Source organism: Maribacter litoralis, from assembly GCF_003075045.1.
Taxonomy (GTDB): domain Bacteria; phylum Bacteroidota; class Bacteroidia; order Flavobacteriales; family Flavobacteriaceae; genus Maribacter; species Maribacter litoralis.
On record NZ_QCZD01000001.1, the window covers coordinates 457,096 to 475,370 of the forward strand.

20 protein-coding genes are annotated in these 18,275 nt (G+C 35.1%); 13 read left to right on the forward strand and 7 right to left on the reverse strand.

The window, feature by feature from the left end; all coding sequences use genetic code 11:
* Nucleotides 1-5: 5 nt before the first annotated feature.
* Nucleotides 6-434 carry a GNAT family N-acetyltransferase gene (locus tag DCS95_RS02170; RefSeq protein WP_116769200.1) on the forward strand — a complete coding sequence of 143 codons (429 nt, stop codon included), beginning with the start codon at nt 6-8 and terminating at the stop codon, nt 432-434.
* On the opposite strand, the gene DCS95_RS02175 is transcribed toward DCS95_RS02170, so the two are convergent.
* The gene (locus DCS95_RS02175; protein WP_116769201.1) at nt 431-1,198 is read right to left on the reverse strand and encodes an XRE family transcriptional regulator; all 768 of its coding nucleotides are present in this window, start codon (nt 1,196-1,198) and stop codon (nt 431-433) included. The genes DCS95_RS02170 and DCS95_RS02175 overlap by 4 nt on opposite strands.
* Nucleotides 1,199-1,336: 138 nt before the next feature.
* On the opposite strand from DCS95_RS02175, the gene DCS95_RS02180 reads away from it, so the two are divergent.
* The 4 genes from DCS95_RS02180 to DCS95_RS02195 all read left to right on the forward strand — a co-directional run bounded on the left by DCS95_RS02180 (nt 1,337) and on the right by DCS95_RS02195 (nt 4,641).
* Nucleotides 1,337-2,596, forward strand: coding sequence for a putative DNA modification/repair radical SAM protein (locus DCS95_RS02180; protein ID WP_116769202.1), 1,260 nt, complete (start codon nt 1,337-1,339; stop codon nt 2,594-2,596).
* Between the two features lie 207 nt (nt 2,597-2,803).
* Nucleotides 2,804-3,580 carry a TIGR03915 family putative DNA repair protein gene (locus tag DCS95_RS02185; RefSeq protein WP_116769203.1) on the forward strand — a complete coding sequence of 259 codons (777 nt, stop codon included), beginning with the start codon at nt 2,804-2,806 and terminating at the stop codon, nt 3,578-3,580.
* Nucleotides 3,581-3,649: 69 nt separating this feature from the next.
* A complete protein-coding gene (locus DCS95_RS02190; RefSeq protein WP_116769204.1) occupies nt 3,650-4,108 on the forward strand; it encodes a DUF3291 domain-containing protein in 459 nt (152 codons plus the stop codon).
* A 125-nt stretch (nt 4,109-4,233) separates the two neighbouring features.
* Nucleotides 4,234-4,641 (forward strand): OsmC family protein, encoded by a 408-nt coding sequence (locus DCS95_RS02195; protein WP_116770121.1) that lies wholly within the window; start codon nt 4,234-4,236, stop codon nt 4,639-4,641.
* Nucleotides 4,642-4,706: 65 nt separating this feature from the next.
* On the opposite strand, the gene DCS95_RS02200 is transcribed toward DCS95_RS02195, so the two are convergent.
* Nucleotides 4,707-5,711: a sugar kinase gene (locus DCS95_RS02200; RefSeq protein WP_116769205.1), complete on the reverse strand. Its 1,005-nt coding sequence runs from the start codon at nt 5,709-5,711 to the stop codon at nt 4,707-4,709.
* 179 nt (nt 5,712-5,890) lie between these two features.
* On the opposite strand from DCS95_RS02200, the gene DCS95_RS02205 reads away from it, so the two are divergent.
* Both DCS95_RS02205 and DCS95_RS02210 read left to right on the forward strand, forming a co-directional pair.
* Nucleotides 5,891-6,532, forward strand: coding sequence for a GyrI-like domain-containing protein (locus DCS95_RS02205; RefSeq protein ID WP_116769206.1), 642 nt, complete (start codon nt 5,891-5,893; stop codon nt 6,530-6,532).
* Nucleotides 6,533-6,640: 108 nt separating this feature from the next.
* Nucleotides 6,641-7,678, forward strand: coding sequence for an alpha/beta hydrolase (locus DCS95_RS02210; RefSeq protein ID WP_116769207.1), 1,038 nt, complete (start codon nt 6,641-6,643; stop codon nt 7,676-7,678).
* A gap of 20 nt (nt 7,679-7,698) precedes the next feature.
* Here the strand turns inward: DCS95_RS02210 and DCS95_RS02215 are convergent, their stop codons facing one another.
* Nucleotides 7,699-8,229, reverse strand: coding sequence for a hypothetical protein (locus DCS95_RS02215; protein WP_116769208.1), 531 nt, complete (start codon nt 8,227-8,229; stop codon nt 7,699-7,701).
* Nucleotides 8,230-8,389: 160 nt separating this feature from the next.
* On the opposite strand from DCS95_RS02215, the gene DCS95_RS02225 reads away from it, so the two are divergent.
* Nucleotides 8,390-9,433 carry a ThuA domain-containing protein gene (locus tag DCS95_RS02225; RefSeq protein ID WP_116769210.1) on the forward strand — a complete coding sequence of 348 codons (1,044 nt, stop codon included), beginning with the start codon at nt 8,390-8,392 and terminating at the stop codon, nt 9,431-9,433.
* Between the two features lie 10 nt (nt 9,434-9,443).
* Here the strand turns inward: DCS95_RS02225 and DCS95_RS02230 are convergent, their stop codons facing one another.
* Nucleotides 9,444-9,911 carry a nuclear transport factor 2 family protein gene (locus DCS95_RS02230; RefSeq protein ID WP_116769211.1) on the reverse strand — a complete coding sequence of 156 codons (468 nt, stop codon included), beginning with the start codon at nt 9,909-9,911 and terminating at the stop codon, nt 9,444-9,446.
* Nucleotides 9,912-10,045: 134 nt separating this feature from the next.
* Between DCS95_RS02230 and panB the strand changes: the two genes are divergently transcribed.
* From panB to DCS95_RS02245, 3 genes are read left to right on the forward strand one after another with little or no spacing between them, the layout of a single operon-like run.
* Entirely contained in the window at nt 10,046-10,864 is an 819-nt protein-coding gene (gene panB / locus DCS95_RS02235) for a 3-methyl-2-oxobutanoate hydroxymethyltransferase (protein WP_116770122.1), read from the forward strand.
* Between the two features lie 17 nt (nt 10,865-10,881).
* Nucleotides 10,882-11,580, forward strand: a complete 699-nt coding sequence (locus DCS95_RS02240; protein WP_116769212.1) for an RluA family pseudouridine synthase — start codon at nt 10,882-10,884, stop codon at nt 11,578-11,580.
* A 31-nt stretch (nt 11,581-11,611) separates the two neighbouring features.
* On the forward strand, nt 11,612-12,142 hold the full coding sequence (locus tag DCS95_RS02245; protein ID WP_116769213.1) for a DUF4252 domain-containing protein: 531 nt from the start codon (nt 11,612-11,614) through the stop codon (nt 12,140-12,142).
* Between the two features lie 9 nt (nt 12,143-12,151).
* Here the strand turns inward: DCS95_RS02245 and DCS95_RS02250 are convergent, their stop codons facing one another.
* The gene (locus DCS95_RS02250; protein WP_116769214.1) at nt 12,152-13,012 is read right to left on the reverse strand and encodes a DMT family transporter; all 861 of its coding nucleotides are present in this window, start codon (nt 13,010-13,012) and stop codon (nt 12,152-12,154) included.
* Nucleotides 13,013-13,027: 15 nt separating this feature from the next.
* Entirely contained in the window at nt 13,028-14,572 is a 1,545-nt protein-coding gene (locus DCS95_RS02255) for a hypothetical protein (RefSeq protein ID WP_116769215.1), read from the reverse strand.
* 145 nt (nt 14,573-14,717) lie between these two features.
* Here DCS95_RS02255 and DCS95_RS02260 point away from each other — a divergent pair, with 145 nt between their 5' ends.
* A complete protein-coding gene (locus DCS95_RS02260) occupies nt 14,718-15,890 on the forward strand; it encodes a 2-isopropylmalate synthase (RefSeq protein ID WP_116769216.1) in 1,173 nt (390 codons plus the stop codon).
* A 2-nt stretch (nt 15,891-15,892) separates the two neighbouring features.
* On the forward strand, nt 15,893-17,011 hold the full coding sequence (gene leuB, locus DCS95_RS02265; RefSeq protein ID WP_116769217.1) for a 3-isopropylmalate dehydrogenase: 1,119 nt from the start codon (nt 15,893-15,895) through the stop codon (nt 17,009-17,011).
* A gap of 11 nt (nt 17,012-17,022) precedes the next feature.
* Here leuB and DCS95_RS02270 read toward each other — a convergent pair whose 3' ends face one another.
* Entirely contained in the window at nt 17,023-18,246 is a 1,224-nt protein-coding gene (locus DCS95_RS02270; RefSeq protein ID WP_116769218.1) for a TlpA family protein disulfide reductase, read from the reverse strand.
* Nucleotides 18,247-18,275 lie beyond the last annotated feature (29 nt).

Consider the following 18,275-nt stretch of genomic DNA (forward strand, 5'->3'; position numbering starts at 1 on the left):
TATCGATGGATATAAAACTTATCACTTTCAACGAAGTAACGTCAGATCTACAATCTCAATTGACCGAACTTTATAAGGAGCTAAATGTCGAGCTGACTCAATTGGACCTCGCTACTGCCCTATCGGATTACAACACTACCGATGTTGCCGTATGCCTAGATCAAGAAAAACTGATAGGAATAGCCATGATGGCAAAATACAAGGTAGTATCTGGACACAAAGGGATGATCGAAGATGTTGTTGTTTCTTCAAAATACAGAGGAAAAGGCATAGGTAGAAAACTAATGGAGAAATTATTGGAGCAAGCAAAAAATGAAAAACTAGATAACGTTTTACTCTTTAGCGGTCATCATAGAACCGCGGCAATAGCACTATATAAAAGTTTAGGTTTTAAGTTAAAAGATAGCGGACTATATATTAAACATTTACTTTAATTAACCTTCTTAACATGCTGTAATTGATCTTTTAACTCTTTCATAGATTCTTGCAATTGCCTCAACAAACCACTATCTGTTGTAGCGTCTACATTAAAAGTGATTTTACTACTCACTTCCCAAATTTCCTGAATTTGAAAAGGCTTTATATCGTAAGGAGGATAAGTCTCGTTCAAGGATACGAGAGTAATATTGTTTGAGTTCGGCCGCTTTTCTATCTTCTTTACCATAATAGAGTCTTGCAATACCACAACGTACATTTTATTGGCACTTACATAATCTATATGCTCAATAGCTCTAGCTAATACCCACTCACCCGGATGCAGATTTGGCAACATACTATCACCTTCGACCTGAAAACCTCTGTACGTCGCATTTCTGAATTCTGGAATGGGTAGATCAAACGCAGGTAATTGTTTATACCAACTAGTATCTGAAATGTTTTGAGGGTATCCTGCAGCCGCTTTGGCATTCACCAATACCATATTGTCTCGACTGGCAGAATCTACCGTAACCACTTTTGGAATTACACTGGTTTTAGAAGTTTCTAGATATTGCTCCTCACTTTCACCAAATAACCAAAGCGGATTTATCTTGAATTGCTTCAATAACTCCAACACTACTTTCCCAGACAATTTGGTTCGTCCACGCTCAATATCTGCGGTAGTATTTGATACGCCGATAAGTGACGCAAACTCCGCTTGCGTATAACCCAATTCCCTTCTTAAATCTGTAAATCTTTTTAATGTCAACTCATTTTCCATAGTAAGCCTTTTCTATCAAGACATTAGCCCTCTCGATACTTCAAATATAGTAAATATGGATTATATCCAATTAATTTTTTGGAATATTTCCATAATTAGGAATATTTCCATAATTTTGGAATATATACTACTTGTAATATGAATTTTAACCGAATTAAGGAAAAACTGAACATTTTGGCAGATGCCGCCAAATATGATGTCTCCTGTTCAAGCAGCGGTAGTAATCGCAAAAACAAGAATAATGGTTTAGGCGATACTGGCAATGGCATTTGCCATACGTATACGGAAGACGGTCGTTGTGTATCTCTTTTAAAAATTTTACTGACCAACCATTGCATTTTTGATTGTGCATATTGTGTTACACGAAAAAGCAATGATATACAAAGAGCAGCTTTCAAAATACAAGAGGTAGTTGACCTTACCATAAACTTTTATAGAAGAAATTATATAGAAGGTCTGTTTTTGAGTTCAGGTATTTTTAAAAGTGCCGACCATACCATGGAGCGTTTGATTGCGGTGGCGAAAAAATTACGAGAAGAAGAAAACTTTAATGGTTACATCCATTTAAAATCAATACCTGGTGCCAGTGATGAATTAATGTACGAGGCCGGTTTATATGCTGATCGTTTATCGGTCAATATAGAAATCCCCACTATTTCCGGCCTTAAACTTTTAGCTCCAGATAAAAAACACGAGGATTTCATTAAACCTATGAAAAAGGTAAAAGATGAAATAATTCGTTTTAAAGAAGAGAGAAAAATAATTAAGAGCACAGCAAAGTACGCACCTGCAGGTCAAAGCACCCAAATGATAGTAGGTGCTACGGGTGAAAGTGATAAGGATATCATGTATTCCGCCACTCATTTCTATAAAAACTATAAAATGAAACGGGTCTACTATTCTGGTTACGTTCCAATATCAACAGATATTAGATTACCTTCTTTAGGATCAGAGGTACCCATGTTAAGAGAAAATAGATTATACCAAACAGATTGGCTACTTCGGTTTTATGGTTTTAGCGTGAACGAAATTTTAGACGCCGATAACCCAAATTTAGATATGGATATTGACCCAAAATTAATGTGGGCATTACGAAACCTCAATCATTTTCCTGTCGACATCAATAAAGCCGATGCTCGTATGCTTGCCAGAATTCCCGGTATAGGTATGGGGTCTGTTCACAAAATAATAAATGGAAGAAAATATAGAAATCTTAATTGGGAACATCTCAAAAAAATGGGTATTGCGTTAAACCGTGCCAAGTATTTTATTATTTGTAATTCTAGCGATTGGGAACGAAGAGATTTAGATGCCGCAAAAATTAAAGGCATGATATTACAATCTCAAAATGGTAAATTTAAAAAACAGTTTAACAGTCAATTATCATTATTTAATTAAAGTTTCACTTAACCCTAATTTTAACTATGGAAAATATACCTAACACTTTAAACCCTGCTAATATTTCATTAATCGATACTGTTATAAACCGTATTCAATGTAAAATATTATCATTTGGGTACCAATTGGTATTACTTAAAAGTAAGTGTAAAAAAAGACTAAAAATTATCTCTAGAATATTCTTTTTTAACTTTTAAAACTTCACCTATGAACGCTTCAAAAATTTTGGTTTACGATGGTAGTTTCAACGGATTTTTAACTGCTGTTTTTATTGGGTTTGAACAAAAGTTAACCCATGCCGATATTCAAAAAAACAATCAATTACAAAGTGGACTTTTCGCTGAGACCGAAACCATTTTCACCAACGTTGAAAAAGCACAACGTGTGTGGAACGGTGTTCGAAAAAAAAGTAATACCGCGATAAAAAATATATACTTTGCGTTTTTAAGCGAACAAAGTAATATAGAAGCTCTTCTTTACCATTACATTCAAAAGTTAATGGGCAGCAAGTATAAAGGAGCTACTGATTTTAGTGATGACGGCATTTTAAAAATTAATCAGATAGCACATAAAGTGGGAAGAGAAAAACACCGAATGGAGGCTTTTATTCGTTTTCAACTTACTAAAGATGACGTATATTTTGCGAACATAGAACCAGATTTTGACGTGTTGCCTTTAATCTCAAAACATTTTAGAAATAGATATACGGACCAACAGTGGATTATTTATGACGTAAAACAGAAGTATGGTATCTTTTACAATTTGAATACTGTAGAAATAATCTCTCTAGATTTAACCGATATTCATGCAAATAGTCTAGAAAAGAGTTCCGTTTTCACGGATAGCGAATATGAGTACCAAGACTTATGGAACAATTATTTTAAGAGTACTACAATTAAGTCTAGAATTAACACTAAGCTTCATGTGCAACATGTGCCCAAACGTTACTGGAAATATTTATCTGAAAAAAAAGAGGCTGTTTAAAAAATTATCTTTCTGACCACTACAAATATCTACGCTTGTTATTATTACATTTATATCAAAGTAGATATCATGCCAAACAAGTATCAGTTAGCCCAAATCAACATTGCTCGAATGAAGGGTGTTAATATCAATGATCCTATCATGAAAGAATTTGTAGACAATTTAGATAAGGTAAATGAATTAGCCGAGCACAGTGAAGGGTTCATTTGGCGTTTAAAAGATGAAACCAATGATGCTACTAACTTCAACCCTTATAATGACGAACAAGTAATTATAAACATATCTGTTTGGAAAACTGTAGAGTTGTTAGAAACATTCGTTTACAAAACTTTTCATACCGATTTTCTAAGAAGAAGAAAAGAATGGTTTCACAAATTTGGAAAGGTATCTACAGCAATGTGGTGGATTTCCGAAGGAGATTACCCAACCGTACAGAATGCCGTGGAACTTTTAGATTACCTTCAGAAGAATGGAGCATCTCAAAAGGTGTTTGATTTTAAAAACAAATACGCCCCACCCACATCATAATAGGTATTTACGTAGAGTAAATATGTTGAACATGATAAAAATCAGCTGTTATTTTTTTTGTCAAGTTTAGTTTTGAAATATCTAAATGAATGATGACCCAGAACATTCCTTTAAATTATTTCACTATGAACTATAAAATACTTGCCACTTCCCTATCACAGAACGATGCTACCATTCAAGTAAAAGAATCAATCATAGCATTTGGCACAACAACGAAAACAGTAAATACCCTACCCAATCCTGCAGAGTTATTTTTGAGCTCTTTTGCCGCCTGTATGCTAAAAAATGTTGAACGTTTTTCTGTCATGATGAAATTTAATTACGAAAAAACAGCAATGGAAGTTACTGCAGCACGTTTCGAAAACCCACCGAGAATGGATGACATTATGTACACCTTAACCATTTACAGTAATGAGGATAAATTAAATGTATCTCTTTTGAAAAAGAATATCGAAAAGTATGGTACCATTTATAATACCGTGAAACAAACATGTTCCATATCAGGTAATATAAAAATAATTACCACTAGTTAATCTGCAAATAAACATTCATCTTAAAATCTCAAATTTTATGACAATATCGCTTGATATAACAGAATTTATCGTACTAATCTACCTGTTAAATTTCCGGCAATGATATTGTTGACTTCACTTACCGTAGCAAAATTAACATCTCCCTCATAGGTATGTTTTAATGCACAAGCCGCGCTTGCAAATTCCATCGCCTTATAATCATCATACTGCTGAAGTCCGTAAATCAACCCCGCTGCAAATGCATCTCCAGTACCTATACGATCTACAATATGGGTAATGTCGATATCTTCGGTCTCCCTAAACTCTTTACCGTTCCACATTCGAGCTCTTATTTTATGCCAAGAAGAATTTAAAGACGTTCTAATTTTATCAAAAACCTTTTCAATACTCGGAAATTCTTGAATCAACTGTTTACTTGCCTTAATAAAATCATCATTTTCATAGCCGTAGTCCGTTCCTAAAACTTCATTAATTTCATTTACACCTCCAATAAAGATTGTAGAATAATGAAGTAGTTCAATTAAAGCTTCCTTAGGGTCTTGCCCGTATTGCCAAAGTCCACTTCGGTATGTAGGATCAGCAGAAACCGCCATTCCCTTTTCTCTTGCCAATTTTAACCCTTCCTTCAGCAAATCATAAGCTCCTTGTGACAATGCGGGTGTTATGCCTGTCCAATGCATCCATTCCCCATTTTTTAAAGCGGTTTCCCAATTGACCTTTGAAGGTTCAATCTCTGAAAATGCAGAATGAGAACGATTATACGAAATCATACTAGGTCTTATTACCGCACCTACTTCTAAAAAATAGACCCCAAGAGGTCTTTTTGACTTTTCAATGGCAGAAGTATCCACTCCAAATTTTTGTATATAAGTCATTGCCGTATCACCAATAAAATCATCTGAAACTGCACTAATATGCTTTACTTTACCCCCAAAATTGGAGATGGATATCCCAACATTCAGTTCTGTTCCCCCAAAATAAAATTCAACAATATTAGATTGTACAAATTTCTTATTGCCGCGCGGTGATATTCGCATTAAAACTTCCCCAAATGTTATTATTTGACCCATAGTATAATTTTAAAACTAAAATAACCAATGTGCATTTAAAATACTATGCTTATTTCATAATATCTCAAAACAAGTATAGAATGATACATTACCCCTGCACCTATGATTATAAAATTTTAAAATATGCATTAACCTAATTATAACATCTTACCTCTCACATATTTATTTACTTTGTTATTATGAATCAGCCACTAAAACATGAATGGAGAAAAAAGGAAAAAAGCATTTATTTGCCCAAAAATATACCGGAGCTTGTTACAATTCCAAGATTTAAATATGTATCCATTTATGGAGAAGGTAATCCAAACAGTAGTTATTTCACAGAACATATTCAGGCACTATACAGTGTAGCATATGCCATAAAAATGTCTTTAAAAAAAAGGGATGATTTACCTAAAAATTATATAGACTGGACAGTTTACCCACTAGAAGGTGTTTGGGATATCTCGGAAAAGGCAAAACAACATTTTACAGGACAAATCAACAAAGACGAATTGGTGTTTAATTTAATGATCCGACAGCCAGAATTTATAACATTTGAGTTCTTTGCTGAAATGCTTGAGCTCGCAAAAAATAAGAAACCCCAGAAACTCTTAGAGAAGCTCAAATTACAAGAAATTGAAGAAGGACCATGCGTACAAATGCTACATATTGGAAGTTACGATACCGAAAATGAAACCTTTAAGGTGATGGAAACATATGCCGAAGAAAACAACTTAAAGCGAAAATCAAAAATTCATAGAGAGATTTATTTGTCGGACTTTAGAAAGGTTGCCAAGGATAAACTCAAAACGGTTTTACGATTTCAAGTAGAACACTAAGCACTTTAACTTATGAAACGCACACATAGAAGAATAGGGTATTATACAAATTGAATAATCAGCCATTTCTTCGTATCTTAATCTTACTTCATCAAATCATCAATCAAAATGCAAAATAAACTCACTTTAACCATCCTACTTTTAGCCTTTAATGTAGCACTAGGACAAAATAAAATATCGGAAGAGAAATTTATAAACATTGGTGGTATCGAACAATGGATAACTATTAATGGCAATGACAGCGCTAACCCAGTGGTGTTGGTTGTTCATGGCGGACCCGGCAGTACATTAAGCCATTATAAAGATGATATATTCGCTGATTGGATGAAAGATTTTACCATTGTTCATTGGGATCAAAGAGGTGCCGGAAGAACATTTGGCAAAAATTGCCCTAAAACTGTCAACGAAGATTTTTATGCCCGTAACCCCTTATCGATAAAAGAAATGACCAATGACGGCATTGCCGTTACAAACTACCTATTGAAGCGACTCGACAAGAAAAAAGTTATTTTAATAGGTACATCATGGGGTTCTATTTTAGCGACCGAAATGGCGCAAAAACAGCCAGAAATTTTCCATGCCTACATTGGTCACGCTCAATTTGTTAATTTCTTGGCGAATATTAAAAATGCCTATAATGAAGTTATTGAAATAGCAGAAGAAAAAGAAGACGACCAAATTCTTATTAAACTAAAGGAATTGGGACCACCACCGTATCCACAAGCAAAAAACTACGGACAGTTATTACGTGTTGTTAAACAATACGAAAAACTTAACGCCACCCCCGCCCCATCATCATGGTGGAAAATAGCATCTGCATATGAGAATAATGATGATGCTACAGATAGATATAACGGTGATGACTATTCCTTTTTAAATCTTGTTGGCGATGAACAAATTGGGGTGAAATCGATGGTTAGTCATATCGATTTCAACAAAACCTCACTTACTTTTCGCTTACCCGTTTTTATGATCCAGGGCGAAAATGATATTCTTTGCTCCCAAAAGCTAAACAAGCCCTACTTTGAAAAAATTAGAGCTCCTAGAAAAGAGTATGTGGCCGTTTCAAATGCAGCCCACGGCTTTAACGAGGCCATTGTAAAGAAACAATTTGAAATTGTAAAATCGCTTCGCGTTCAAAATTAAGCTTAAAGTTGAAGCAAGATTTACTTTCCTCCCTTTTCACCAATAAAGTGATCACTTTTGGCTTTAAAAAGTACATTGAACGTCGTTAAGCTACCATAAATACGTGTTATATACTGCTGAAGGTCTACTTTTTCTTGGTCGTCTAAATTCTTGCTTGCATTAATTTTTTGCTCCATAACACGAATACGGTCACGTACCATTACAATCTTATGAAAGAATGTATTTATTGGTATTTCTTTATTGCTTAAACCAGCTTCACCTGGTTCTAACACCAAATTCCCACCTTTCCATTTATCGGCTATTGCAACACGCTGGGTAGCATCGCTCCATTTTTGTAAAATGGAAACCAATGAACTTTCCACATCAAAAAAACTAACCGTATCTACCTCGTTTTCAATTGCCTCGATCACTTCATAATCCGAATCAATGTCAATAGTTTCTAAGCCGCTGTCCATAAATGTTACCCAGTACATATTACTTGAAACATTGGTAATTACACCTTTACCAAATTCCGAGTGTGAGATTCTAGAACCTATTCCTAATATTTTCATGCGTTTTCAACTTTTATATACCGCTAATTTAAGATCAGTTTTTATGATCAGCAAAAAGAAATCTAGTTTATTACCTATGAAATCTATATAGATTTTTGCAATCTTAACTACTTCATGTACATTTAATGGCAACATTTGAGCGTAACCTAAATACATCATCATGAAAAAATTAATGGCAATTACCATGTTATGTCTAATACTTATCTCTTGCGGAGAAAAAAAGAAAGAAGTTGCTCAACATATGTCATCCCCTGTAAAATTAAAAGCCCTTATAATCGACGGACAGAACAATCATTACGTGTGGCCAAAAACGACAATGATGATGAAAGATTATCTAGAACAAACCGACTTGTTCACTGTAGATATTGAAAGAATGGATTCTGTATGGTTAGGAATAAAATATAATAAAACACGGCCAGAAGCTTATGAATCTTTTATTGAGACCTACCCTTTGAAAGACAAGACATATCAAGTATCGAATAGTCCAATAAAAACTTCAGACTTTACACTTAATTTCAGTGATTATGATGTAATTATATCTAACCTTGGTTCCGACTCTCCTTTATGGCCCGTAAAAACAAGAGAAGCTTTTGAAAGTTATATGAAAAATGGCGGAGGGCTTGTGGTTATTCATGCCGCTGATAACGCTTGGGGAGATTGGGAAGAATATAATAAGATGATCGGCCTTGGTGCTTGGGGAGGTCGCAATGAAAAATCAGGACCCTACGTGTATTACAATAACGAAGGAGAACTAATTAAAGATACCTTAGCCGGTGTATGCGGTTCTCACGGACCAGAATATGAATTTCAACTTACCACAAGAGCGCCTGAACACCCAATTATGAAAGGAATACCTGAAAAATGGTTACACACGCCAGATGAAATGTATGAACGTATGAGAGGTCCTTTTGAAAATGCTACTATATTGGCAACAGCTTATGCCGATGTTGAGAAGAATGCACCACCATGGGACCCAAATGTTACAGGTTTAGGTCAGCATGTACCACAGTTAATGGCAATCAATTATGGTGAAGGGCGTGTTTTTCATTCTACCTTAGGTCACTTTGATTATTCTATGCAATGCGTAGGCTTTATCACAACACTTCAACGTGGAACGGAATGGGCAGCAACCGGAAAAGTTACTCAAAAGGTACCTGTAGATTTTCCATCAGCAGATGCATCAAATTCAAGACCTTGGAAATAACAGTTATAATTTACTCCAAAACCGGGTCGCAATCTTCTTTTCTTCTTGAATCAACTAAATAAATGATTTTCCATGCATCTTCCTCTTTATATAACTGAAAAGAATTAACCCCACAGTGACTGAATTCACCATTGTACCAAAATTCATACGGCGCCCATACGTGGGCCATACCACCATCTATTTGTATTTTATAATCCAATATCTTTTCATGAAAAGGTATAGAATCTGGTGTGGTAATCATGAAATTTACTAAATCATTAAAATTCGTATTTCGAACAATCATATTACCTAGTACATTTAAATTTACCGTCTGCATTTTAACATCTGCATCTACAACACTTTTCATTGCAAATTCATTTTTACTATTTAATGCATAAAAAAAAGTCTCTACCGCATATTTTACCTTTACCTCTTCATCTATTTGTGATTGTATTACGTTAACCATGAAAAGTGATAACAGTAAAGAGAAATATTTCATAGCGTACCTTTTAAAAAGTTGTTTGCGTCAAAATTAGGGAAATTATAAAAGAACCCTACTAATGGATTCTTTTTAGAGAGTGCTTAATCTCATTAAAACTCCTTACTTTTATGGCGCAAAACCAAAAACAAATTATGTCAACAGCTAAAAAAGAATACAAAAGAGTTACGGTTAAATCTTTAGTGGATATGAAGAAGAACGGAGAGAAAATCTCCATGCTTACGGCATATGACTATTCTATGGCCAAAATTGTTGACGCCGCCAAGGTTGATGTTATTTTGGTTGGTGATTCGGCCAGTAACGTAATGGCGGGTCATGAAACTACTTTGCCAATTACATTGGATCAGATGATTTACCACGCTTCTTCTGTCATAAGAGCTATTGACCGTGCATTGGTGGTTGTAGATTTACCATTTGGAAGCTACCAAAGCGACCCTAAAGAAGCTTTGCGATCGGCAATTAGAATCATGAAAGAAAGTGGCGCACATGCTGTTAAACTTGAGGGTGGTGCAGAAATTAAGGAGTCCGTAAAAAGAATACTTGCAGCCGGTATTCCGGTTATGGGACACTTGGGGCTAACACCACAGTCTATCTATAAGTTTGGAACATATACCGTTCGTGCAAAAGAAGAGGAAGAAGCAGAAAAATTAATGGAAGATGCCAAATTACTTCAAAAATTAGGTTGTTTCGGTATTGTACTAGAAAAGATACCTGCAATGCTCACAAAAAAAGTATCTGAAAACCTAACAATACCTACAATAGGCATTGGCGGAGGCAAATACGCTGATGGTCAAGTTTTAGTTGTTCATGATTTATTAGGAATGACACACGAGTTCAACCCTCGTTTTTTACGTAGATACATGAATTTGTACGAAGAAATGGGAAATGCTATTTCCAATTATGTTAGTGATGTAAAAAGTCAAGATTTTCCTAATGATGACGAGCAATATTAATTAATATCTGATATTTTTTGTCAAAAAAAATACATTCTACAGTCGATAATCTTCAAGTGCTATTTGAGGACAATCACATTATAGTCGTCAATAAACGCCCTGGTGATATTGTGCAAGGCGACAAGACTGGCGATAAACCATTGAGCGATACCGTAAAAGCTTTTCTAAAAAAGAAATACAACAAACCGGGCAATGTTTATTTAGGGGTTGTACATCGCTTGGATAGACCGACTTCCGGCATAGTTTTGTTTGCGAAAACCTCTAAGGCCTTACCCAGGTTGAATAAATTGTTCGCAGAAAAAAGTGCTAATAAAACATATTGGGCAATAGTGAAAAATGCTCCGACAGAACCAGAAAAAAGACTGGTTCATTATATGAAGCGAAACACCAAACAAAATAAATCGTACGCAAACATAAAAAAAGTTCCCGATAGCAAAAAAGCTATACTGAGTTATAATATCATAAAAAAACTAGACCGCTATTTTCTTTTAGAAGTCGATCTTGAAACCGGTCGTCATCATCAAATTAGATCTCAACTCTCTTCAATAGGAAGCCCAATAAAAGGAGACTTAAAATACGGTTTCAATAGAAGTAACGAAGACGGAAGCATTCACTTACATGCAAGAAAATTAAGGTTCATACATCCTGTAAAAAAAGAGCCTATCGAAATTATAGCCCCACCTCCGAATGATCCAATTTGGAACGCGTGTCTTTAATTTCACTATTTTTAGCACAAACACTATTACCATGTTAAAGAAAATTTGTGCCCTAAGTATATTCTTAGTTATAATTTCATGCAGTAGCTACAACTCCATCGACGCCTTTTACAATGCTCATAAAAATGACAATCATGTAACGGCAGTTCGCGTTCCGCAATTTATGTTATCGATGATCAGTGAGATTTCACCAGAAATGAAAGCTATGGTCGGCAATACCAAAGACCTAAGGTATATGCAATTTCCAAGCACTACCACTAGTAAAACCCAATTTCTTAATAAAGAAATGAATGGTATTACCGGTAATTCATTTATTGAAGTGTTCCGTAAGAACAATGAACTAAAGCGCAATGTGGTTTCAATTCGCGAAAAGAAAAATTCCGTTAAGGAAATTTTGGTTTACAATAACGATAACCGAACTGGCTCTTTTCTATATTTTAATGGTGATTTTGACCCTGTGAAGGTCAGGGAAATGGCAAAAAATGAGCAGTTCACTAAATTTGGCGATAACATTATTAACCAGTTTGGAGCTACCACCCCGGGTATCAACTCTGAAAATTAATACACTGGTTTATGTTGATTTTTTAGAACGGACACTTTCTATAACTACGGAGCTTAAAATAAGAATACCCCCTAAAATTGTAGTTCCTTTTGGAATTTCAGAAAGAAAAATAGCTCCTAACAGAATACCGTAAACAGGCTGTACACTGCTCAATATGCTCACCGTAGTAATATTAAAATGCTTAAAAGTCATTAAAAATAAAGTATGGCCAATAGCAGTAGTTAATACCGCCAATGCAACAAGTACTTCCCACTGACCTACTAGCGTATTAGACGTTACCGAAAATAAAAACGGAAAAAGCAAGACTCCCACTATTGCAGTTTGGTATGTCATTAACATAGATCCATTATACTTAGAAACCTTTCTTTTCATTAGAATATTTCTTAAAGCATATGCTAAAGCCGAAAAAACACCGAAGCCAATAGCAATGGTATATGAATTTTCAAAATCTAGAGAGGGACTTAAAAAATACATACCTGCAAGAACCAAAAAAGCAAGAAGCAAATGAACTAGTTGAAACTTAGTCTTTAACAGAATGGGCTCTAAAAGAGCTGTAATTACTGGATAGGTAAAAATTGAGAGCATACCAATTGCAACGTTCGATAATTTTAACGCATAGAAATAGGCTACCCAATGTACACCCATTAATACACCGCTCAAGAAGATAACCAACGTATCTTTTCTCTCGATTTTGAGGCTAAAACCTTTCCATTTACAATACAGAAACAATGCTATAAAAGCAAGAACTGCCCTAGCACCAATAGCAACCGGCACCGGCAATTGTACATAACGGCCCAACGCTCCAGAAGTGGCTATAAAGAGCATAGCCAAATTAATTTCCAATAAATGTTGAATGTGATTGCTTTTCATTTACCCGTGTATCACCTAACGTGATTTTGCCAATGCTTTTTCTCTAATAATTTCAGATACAGGTTTGTTTTGTAAATGACTTTCTAACCACGAAAGAATATCTAAATATAAAAATGCCCTCTTTTCATAAGGATGATTTTCATACTTTTTCAATTCATTATACAATTTTTGGAACTCCGCCTTCAATTGACTCGGATAAATGCCGCCCAAACTTCTTAAGAACTTTATCATCTCTTTTTGTACAGCGTGCATATCGTTCATTTTTAAAAGGAACTTATAAGTGCTTTTTAATTGAACTTCTAAATGATAATCCATACCCGCTTCATAGTGAGCAACCAAACTTAATACACGAGCAAAACACATAAGGTCTTCACGCATTTTTAAATTTTTGTTATCAATAATCTTTTTCAGGTATTGAATACAGGTCTTGTTATCCCCTATTCCAAAATACAGACACGCTATTTTATAATATAGCACCATTACGTGGTGCTCGTCTATTCTATCTCGATGTTTATTAATACCGTATTCAATAATTTTTACCAAATAAAGCCCTTTTTCAAAGGTTCCTTCTAAAAAATGCAAATTCAATTTATTTGCGTTTAAGTACATGAATACCAATGAATTAATATTGTCATTATTAGGAAATTCCTTTTCTTTTATTGTAAGCTCTAATCGTTCTAAAACCTCCTTAAACTGAGAACTATATTGAACATAAAAAAGAGATTCTAACAAGTAATGATTCCCTTTTAAAAAGAATACAGGGTTTAAATAGATCATGTCTTTATACGCATAAAACAGATCTACCCATTTACTGGCATATTTAAAACAGGATAAAAAATCTTGAGTAAGAAAACTGTACCAAAGATGCGCCTTGTACAACCATAATTTTTCCCGAAAACCTAAATCCTCAATATTATATAATGGCAAATGATCGTTGAAGTAGGTTTTTACTTTTTGATAATCTTCATCACTTCGAACATAACCTACCTTTAACATCATGCCATATAACTGCAAGGAAAGATTTGAAAGCTTACTTGTCATTACATTATGACCAGATAATTCCTTTGCCTGTATAGCAAGTTCATCGGCACGGTCGGGTATGCTTCGGGTAATATATTGGGTTTCAATTATTTTTTCCAATTCCACAATTTCATATGCAATATTCTTTTCTTCATTTTCTATTGCAATAGCCTTTACCTTATCCAAAATTTTCAGACTTTGTTTGTAAAGTCCTTTTTGATATAAAATAGTAGCAAAATCCAATTGCTCCCTTATCTGAACCCTTATATTCTGATTCACAGGATTTAACCTAAGACTTACTAAAATCTGCTTATACAGGTGTGCTTTTAGATTCGAAAGTTGCGCTTTTTTAACAATACCGCTTTCAAGTATTGTTTTCTCATCATATTGTTTAATTTTATCCAATAAATTGAATAGTGCCAAAAATTTGGCATCGGTATTCACCCCTAATCTGCCCACGTAAAGCTTAAATTGACGCTTCTCAGATTTTGAAAGTGATTTAACCAAAACGAACAAAGCATCTTTATGCGCATTTGTCATCGTAAAAATAAGAGTTTAAATAATTGAAATTCAATGTTTTATATACCTAAAAAACTGACTTAACGTTGTAAACATATTCACAAAATTTGTGTGTTCTGTGTTTTAGGTTATATATTCGTTTGACGAGTAAAACTACGTAAATTATATGAGTAAAGATATCGTACAAATATTTGACACTACATTAAGGGATGGAGAGCAAGTACCAGGCTGTAAATTAGACCGTGAGCAAAAATTAGTCATTGCAGAACGATTAGATTCATTGGGCGTAAATATCATTGAAGCCGGTTTTCCTGTTTCTAGCCCAGGGGATTTTCAATCTGTAGAAGCAATTGCAAAGCTCGTTAAAAACGCCACAGTTTGCGGTTTGACCCGTGCTGTTAAAAATGACATTGAGGTAGCTGCAGAAGCACTTAAACATGCAAAAATTCCTAGAATTCATACGGGTATTGGTACATCTGATTCTCATATTAAACACAAATTCAATTCTAACAGAGATGCTATTATAGAAAGAGCTGTGGCAGCAGTAAGCTATGCCAAGACCTTTGTCGAAGATGTAGAGTTTTATGCGGAAGATGCAGGACGAACGGACAATGAATTTTTAGCACGTGTTTGCGAAGCTGTAGTAAAAGCCGGTGCAACCGTTTTAAATATTCCCGATACAACTGGCTATTGCTTACCTGATGAATATGGAGCTAAAATAAAGTACTTGCGTGAAAACGTAAAGGGCATAGATAAAGCAACCCTATCTTGCCATTGTCATAACGATCTAGGTTTGGCCACTGCCAATTCTATTGCCGGTGTGATCAATGGTGCCAGACAAATAGAATGTACGATCAACGGTATTGGTGAAAGAGCAGGAAACACTTCTTTAGAAGAAGTCGTCATGATTATGCGCCAACACCCAGGGTTAAATTTAGATACGACCATTAACAGCAAATTACTTTACGATACCAGTTTGATGGTCTCCAGAAAAATGGGCATGATGGTGCAACCCAACAAAGCAATCGTAGGTGCCAACGCATTTGCGCATAGTTCAGGTATTCACCAAGATGGTGTTATAAAGAATAGAGAAACTTACGAGATCATAGACCCTGCCGATGTAGGAGTCACTGAATCCTCGATCGTATTGACTGCAAGAAGTGGAAGAGCTGCATTGGCCTACAGAGCTAAAATTGTAGGTTATGAGTTGACCAAGACCCAGTTAGATCAAGTATACCAAGAGTTTTTAAAGTATGCCGACGTTAAAAAAGAAGTTAAAGACGATGATATCCATCAGATTATTGAGACTTCTAAAATAGATTTACAAAGTATTAGCTAATTATGCATTTAGACATTGCTGTTTTAGAGGGAGATGGTATTGGTCCAGAAGTAGTAGCACAATCTATTAAGTGCCTACGTTCTGTTGAGGAAACTTTTGGTCATAGTTTTACTTTTAAAAATGGTCTTATAGGTGCTACAGCAATTAAAAAAACTGGAAACCCTTTACCAAAAGAAACTTTAAAACTTTGCAAAAGTACCGATGCTACACTTTTTGGAGCCTTGGGTCTTCCAGAATTCGATGATAACCCTAAAGCAAAAGTTTGGCCAGAACAAGGTCTTTTAAAGCTTCGCAAGAAATTGGAATTGTTTGCCAACATTAGACCTGTAAAGGTTTTTCCGTCCTTGGTCAAACAATCGCCTCTTTCTAAAACCCAGGTACAGAATACAGATTTAATCATATTTAGGGAATTATCGGGTGGTATTTATTATGGCGACAAAAGCAATGATGAAGACAAAAATTCGGCAACGGACACCTGTACCTATACCGAATCTGAAATTAGTAGAATTGCTCACTTAGCCTTTAAATCTGCCAGGTCTAGAAAAAAGAAAGTTACCCTAGTAGATAAAGCCAATGTTCTTGAAACGTCGCGTTTATGGAGGCGTGTAGTTCGTAATATCTCGGAAAGTTATCCTGATGTAGTGCTTAATAGCCTTTTCATTGATAACGCCGCCGTGCAAATGATATTGAACCCTTCTCAGTTCGATGTTATTTTGACTGATAATATGTTTGGCGATATTCTTTCTGATCAAGGTAGTGTTATTGCAGGTTCTATTGGACTATTACCTTCTGCTTCGGTTGGGCTTGAACATGCAATGTTCGAACCTATACATGGCTCTTACCCCGATGCTGCAGGTAAAAATATCGCTAACCCGGTTGCATCTATCTTAAGTGTAGCCATGCTTCTCCAACATTTTAAAATGAACGAAGAATCTGATGCCGTTGTTGCTGCCGTGTTAAAATCATTCTCTAAAAAAATTGTTACCCCAGATATTTTAGGAAGTTCAAAATATGGAACTAATTATGTTGGTGACTTTATTGCCGATAACATTATGGAATTGGACGGAAGCTTCAATATCAACGATGAAAACATTGGTCTTGGTAAGTCTACCATTATTTAAACAAACTGTTATTACTCATTGTTCAATTGCGTGATCAACGCATTAAATTCCTTTTTAAACTCTTCAAATTTCTCTCCCGTTGCCGGACCATTGAAACCGGTATGAATTTTTCTAACATCACCCTTCTTATCAATGAAGATGGTAGTAGGATATGAAAGTACATGATTTAGCATAGGCAGTTTCTCTTGAGCTTTCAATTTATCGTAGGTGCCAAATTGAGCTAATAATATTGGATATTCTACCCCTATTCTATCTTTTAAACGCTGTATGCCTTTAAAAGCTTTTTCTTGGGTCTTAGCAGATTCGAAAGCAAGACCTATAACTTCTACATTATCATTCTCTTTAACATAATCAACTAAGAATTTTGTTTCATCCAGGCAATTAGGACACCACGTGCCCATTAACTGAACTATTACAACTTTGTTATGAAACCTTTCATCAGACAACGAAATTTGGTCACCATTACTATCGGGGAATGTAAATGCCAGTTTACCATAACCTTCATTTAAAAAGGTAAGCGAATCTGGGTTTGGAAGCTCAAAGTCATCATTTCTGGTAGCCGTAAATGGTTCTTTAAAATGGTTACCCGAATAGAACATACCGTTCATACTCGAATCAGTAACTTTTGCAGTAAACAAAAAGGCGTGCGCACCATCAAAAGCAGATAATTTAAGTGAATCGCCATCCATTACTCCGTCTAAAAACCTATAATCACCTGTGGTAGTTCTAAATGTACCCGTTACTTTATTCCCTTCTTGTAAAAATATACCCTTACCAACATATTCAGCTTCTAAGTCCGGACTAAAATAGGTTTCCCAAATTCCCGTAACATTTTCATTGTTTTCTCGGTTATTGACTTCAAACCTATCTTCAACCCCATGAACTGCGGTAAAAGGAACAATTCTATCTAGACTTTCCTTTATAAATTCACCCTCAATCGTAGTTTCAGTAAATCTACCCGCTAAATATCCTTCAAAAACTGGGGTATACATAAATATAGAATCGCCCTTTATTTCAACTTCATCTACTTGTATAACCTCCTCTGCATTGCGAATTTCCATTATATATTTTCCTTCGACAGACTTACCGACCTTTAAGTTAAATGGTAACACTTGCTTATCCATAACATGCAACGCTACCAACCAATTGCCTTCAGCTAAATTCTTGGTGGTTTTATTTTCCTTACACCCTACCAACAACATCAAAATAGAAAGTACTGCAATACTTAATCTCATATTTTATTTTTTAAATAGCTTGTAATAAA

Bases quoted from the DNA above. Each gene is read 5' to 3' on its own strand.
- DCS95_RS02210 (WP_116769207.1), top strand. From the start codon at position 6,641: ATGCAAAATAAACTCACTTTAACCATCCTACTTTTAGCCTTTAATGTA.
- DCS95_RS02200 (WP_116769205.1), bottom strand. From the start codon at position 5,711: ATGGGTCAAATAATAACATTTGGGGAAGTTTTAATGCGAATATCACCG.
- DCS95_RS02185 (WP_116769203.1), top strand. From the start codon at position 2,804: ATGAACGCTTCAAAAATTTTGGTTTACGATGGTAGTTTCAACGGATTT.
- DCS95_RS02215 (WP_116769208.1), bottom strand. From the start codon at position 8,229: ATGAAAATATTAGGAATAGGTTCTAGAATCTCACACTCGGAATTTGGT.
- DCS95_RS02260 (WP_116769216.1), top strand. From the start codon at position 14,718: ATGAGTAAAGATATCGTACAAATATTTGACACTACATTAAGGGATGGA.
- DCS95_RS02225 (WP_116769210.1), top strand. From the start codon at position 8,390: ATGAAAAAATTAATGGCAATTACCATGTTATGTCTAATACTTATCTCT.
- DCS95_RS02205 (WP_116769206.1), top strand. From the start codon at position 5,891: ATGAATCAGCCACTAAAACATGAATGGAGAAAAAAGGAAAAAAGCATT.
- DCS95_RS02245 (WP_116769213.1), top strand. From the start codon at position 11,612: ATGTTAAAGAAAATTTGTGCCCTAAGTATATTCTTAGTTATAATTTCA.
- DCS95_RS02170 (WP_116769200.1), top strand. From the start codon at position 6: ATGGATATAAAACTTATCACTTTCAACGAAGTAACGTCAGATCTACAA.
- leuB (WP_116769217.1), top strand. From the start codon at position 15,893: ATGCATTTAGACATTGCTGTTTTAGAGGGAGATGGTATTGGTCCAGAA.
- DCS95_RS02270 (WP_116769218.1), bottom strand. From the start codon at position 18,246: ATGAGATTAAGTATTGCAGTACTTTCTATTTTGATGTTGTTGGTAGGG.
- panB (WP_116770122.1), top strand. From the start codon at position 10,046: ATGTCAACAGCTAAAAAAGAATACAAAAGAGTTACGGTTAAATCTTTA.
- DCS95_RS02180 (WP_116769202.1), top strand. From the start codon at position 1,337: ATGAATTTTAACCGAATTAAGGAAAAACTGAACATTTTGGCAGATGCC.
- DCS95_RS02195 (WP_116770121.1), top strand. From the start codon at position 4,234: ATGAACTATAAAATACTTGCCACTTCCCTATCACAGAACGATGCTACC.
- DCS95_RS02175 (WP_116769201.1), bottom strand. From the start codon at position 1,198: ATGGAAAATGAGTTGACATTAAAAAGATTTACAGATTTAAGAAGGGAA.
- DCS95_RS02230 (WP_116769211.1), bottom strand. From the start codon at position 9,911: ATGAAATATTTCTCTTTACTGTTATCACTTTTCATGGTTAACGTAATA.
- DCS95_RS02255 (WP_116769215.1), bottom strand. From the start codon at position 14,572: ATGACAAATGCGCATAAAGATGCTTTGTTCGTTTTGGTTAAATCACTT.
- DCS95_RS02250 (WP_116769214.1), bottom strand. From the start codon at position 13,012: ATGAAAAGCAATCACATTCAACATTTATTGGAAATTAATTTGGCTATG.
- DCS95_RS02190 (WP_116769204.1), top strand. From the start codon at position 3,650: ATGCCAAACAAGTATCAGTTAGCCCAAATCAACATTGCTCGAATGAAG.